We start from the raw sequence: 2,177 nt of genomic DNA, 5'->3' as shown, positions 1-2,177 counted from the left end.
AGGTCGACGAAGCCGTCAGGAGTGCAGAGTGATGCAGGACCCACGTCCCCTCGTCGTGCCAGTCGAACGGCACCGCACCCGAACGCGACCCCACCCGCACCCCGTAACCCCGCGCCGCCAGCCGGTCCGCCACCCGACGACCCGTCTTCCCCGTCCCACCGACCACCAGCACCACACCGGACCCGACCGCGAGATCCACCACACCAGCCATCACAATCACCCTCACTCGGAGTAGGAGCCTGTTCGGATCGTCGGACCGGCCGGGTTCCGTGAACCCTGCGCGTCCGTCCTCGTGTCCACCAGTCAAGGCCACTCCGGGCCGGCGAACCATAGCCTCCGCACTCAGCTCCATGCGCCAGCGTCTACGCCCCCGCGCGCGCCCTCCGCCCTCCACCAGAACACACCCGGGCCGCCCCGGACCACCCGCCTCGACCTGGCCTCCAGCGGCCCTTGAGCGCCCGGCCGGGCGGCGGAAGGCCGAGCAGCGGAACGGCCGGGCGGCGGAACGTGTGGCGGGCGGCGGTGCGGGGCTGTGCTCCCGGCGATAGCCATTCACGCTGTTCACGGAATGGGGGTCCGGCGGGGCGTGTCCGGCCCGGGCGGGGGCTCGTCAGCGGAAGGCGGCGACGTTCTCGGCGGCCCAGTGGTGGAACGGCCTGGCGGGGGATCCGGTGACCCGCTCGACGGTGTCGCGCACCTCCACCAGGCCGTCGTTGACGTCCCCGCCCGTCACGTCGAGCACCGCGTCCGCCGCCTCGGCTCCCAGGGCCTCGGCCAGCTCCCGCCGGGCCTCCTCCCGGCCGATCACCGCGAGGGGCACCGCCCGCCCGAGGGCCGCCGCGATGGCCGCCACCTGCTGCCGGGCCGTCACCCGCTCCGGCCCGGTCAGCGCGTACACCCGTCCCCGGTGGCCGGGCCCGGTCAGCGCAACCCGCGCCACCGCCGCGACGTCCGCGGGGTGGATCGTGGGCAGCCCGGTGTCCGCGTACGGCACGCGGACCGTCCCGCGCTCGCGGATCGCCGACGCCCACCACAGGGCGTTGGAGGCGAACTGGGTCGGCCGCAGGACCGTCCACGCCATGCCGCTGTCCATGACCAGCCGCTCGACGTCCGCGTTCTCCCGGGCGGGGCCCAGGTGCGGATGCGTCTCGACGGTGACGGACGACACCAGCACCACGTGCTCGACGCCGGCGCGCCGGGCGGCGTCGAGGATCCCGGCATCGGAGCCGATCCGCGACACCAGGAACAGCGAGCGCACCCCGTCGAGGGCGGGCGCCAGGGAGGCCGGGTCGGCGAGATCGCCCTCGCGCACCTCCACGCCCTCGGGGAACCGGGCCCGGGCGCCGTCCCTGGTGAGGCCCCGCAGGGGGCCGGCCCCGCAGGCCCGCAGCTCCTCCAGCAGGGAACGTCCGATGTTGCCGGTGGCTCCGGTCACGAGAATCATGCGGTCTCTCCTGTCGCCCGACGATCGATCGGGTGAAGGCTAGGAGCTCAAGTCGACTTGAGGTCAAGGAGGCCACCGGCGGAGGCGCCGGACCCGCCCTCCACCGGCCGTGCGACCATCGGGCGGGCAAGCGGCCACGACAGGACGGAAGAGAGAACCCCGGTGACCGAGACAGCAGCGGCCGGCTCGGAAGGCTTCGAGCCGGACGAGCACGTGCGATTCGCACGCTACCGCCGGGCCTTCGCGGACGTGGCTCCCGAGGATGCGGCCGCCCTCGCGGCCCGGGTGCTCACCGACCCCGAGCGCCCGATGGCGAGCTGCGCGGTCTGCGAGTACCTGGACCGGCGCGCGGCGGAACTGCTGACGGACCCGGGCTTCCCGGCCTGGCGGCGGGAGCTGGCGGGCGCAGTGGCGGCCGACGCGTTCGCCGCCCGGCGCCTGCGGGACTGGGCGCTGCTGCGGGCGACGGCCCTGGGCGAGCCGTGGGAGGAGGAGCAGCTGCTCGCGGCGGAGAACTGGCTCCAGGGACGCCTCGCCGAGGAGTCGCCCGACCGGGCCGCGCTGGGCCTGCTCGCCGAGAACGGCCGCACCCGGCGCACCCGTAACATCGCCAACTCCCGCCTGCGGCGGCTGCGGTAGCGGGCGTGGCGCCGGGCTGGTTGGCCAACTGGGCGAGGCGGTCGGCCTCGGCCTTCGCCTGCTGGACCTCCTGGGCCGCCTGGTCGGTCTGCGC

The 2,177-nt window shown here is 75.2% G+C and carries 2 protein-coding genes and 1 pseudogene; 1 reads left to right on the top strand and 2 read right to left on the bottom strand.

Annotated elements, in window-relative coordinates; all coding sequences use genetic code 11:
* Positions 1-211 (bottom strand): annotated as a pseudogene (locus ACIQOV_RS38475) (hypothetical protein); the annotation flags it as partial.
* A 399-nt stretch (positions 212-610) separates the two neighbouring features.
* Positions 611-1,444: an SDR family oxidoreductase gene (locus tag ACIQOV_RS38470; protein ID WP_401055429.1), complete on the bottom strand. Its 834-nt coding sequence runs from the start codon at positions 1,442-1,444 to the stop codon at positions 611-613.
* Between the two features lie 162 nt (positions 1,445-1,606).
* Between ACIQOV_RS38470 and ACIQOV_RS38465 the strand changes: the two genes are divergently transcribed.
* Positions 1,607-2,083, top strand: a complete 477-nt coding sequence (locus tag ACIQOV_RS38465; protein WP_401055427.1) for a hypothetical protein — start codon at positions 1,607-1,609, stop codon at positions 2,081-2,083.
* The last annotated feature ends 94 nt before the right edge of the window (positions 2,084-2,177 follow it).

Source organism: Kitasatospora sp. NPDC091257, assembly GCF_044757675.1.
Lineage (GTDB): Bacteria > Actinomycetota > Actinomycetes > Streptomycetales > Streptomycetaceae > Kitasatospora > Kitasatospora lactacystinica.
Note: the sequence above shows the minus strand (reverse complement) of the source record. Positions and strands in the feature narration are given on the sequence as shown.

What these genes read in the sequence shown, in the direction of transcription:
- ACIQOV_RS38470 (WP_401055429.1), bottom strand. Translation starts at nt 1,444, where the DNA reads ATGATTCTCGTGACCGGAGCCACCGGCAACATCGGACGTTCCCTGCTG.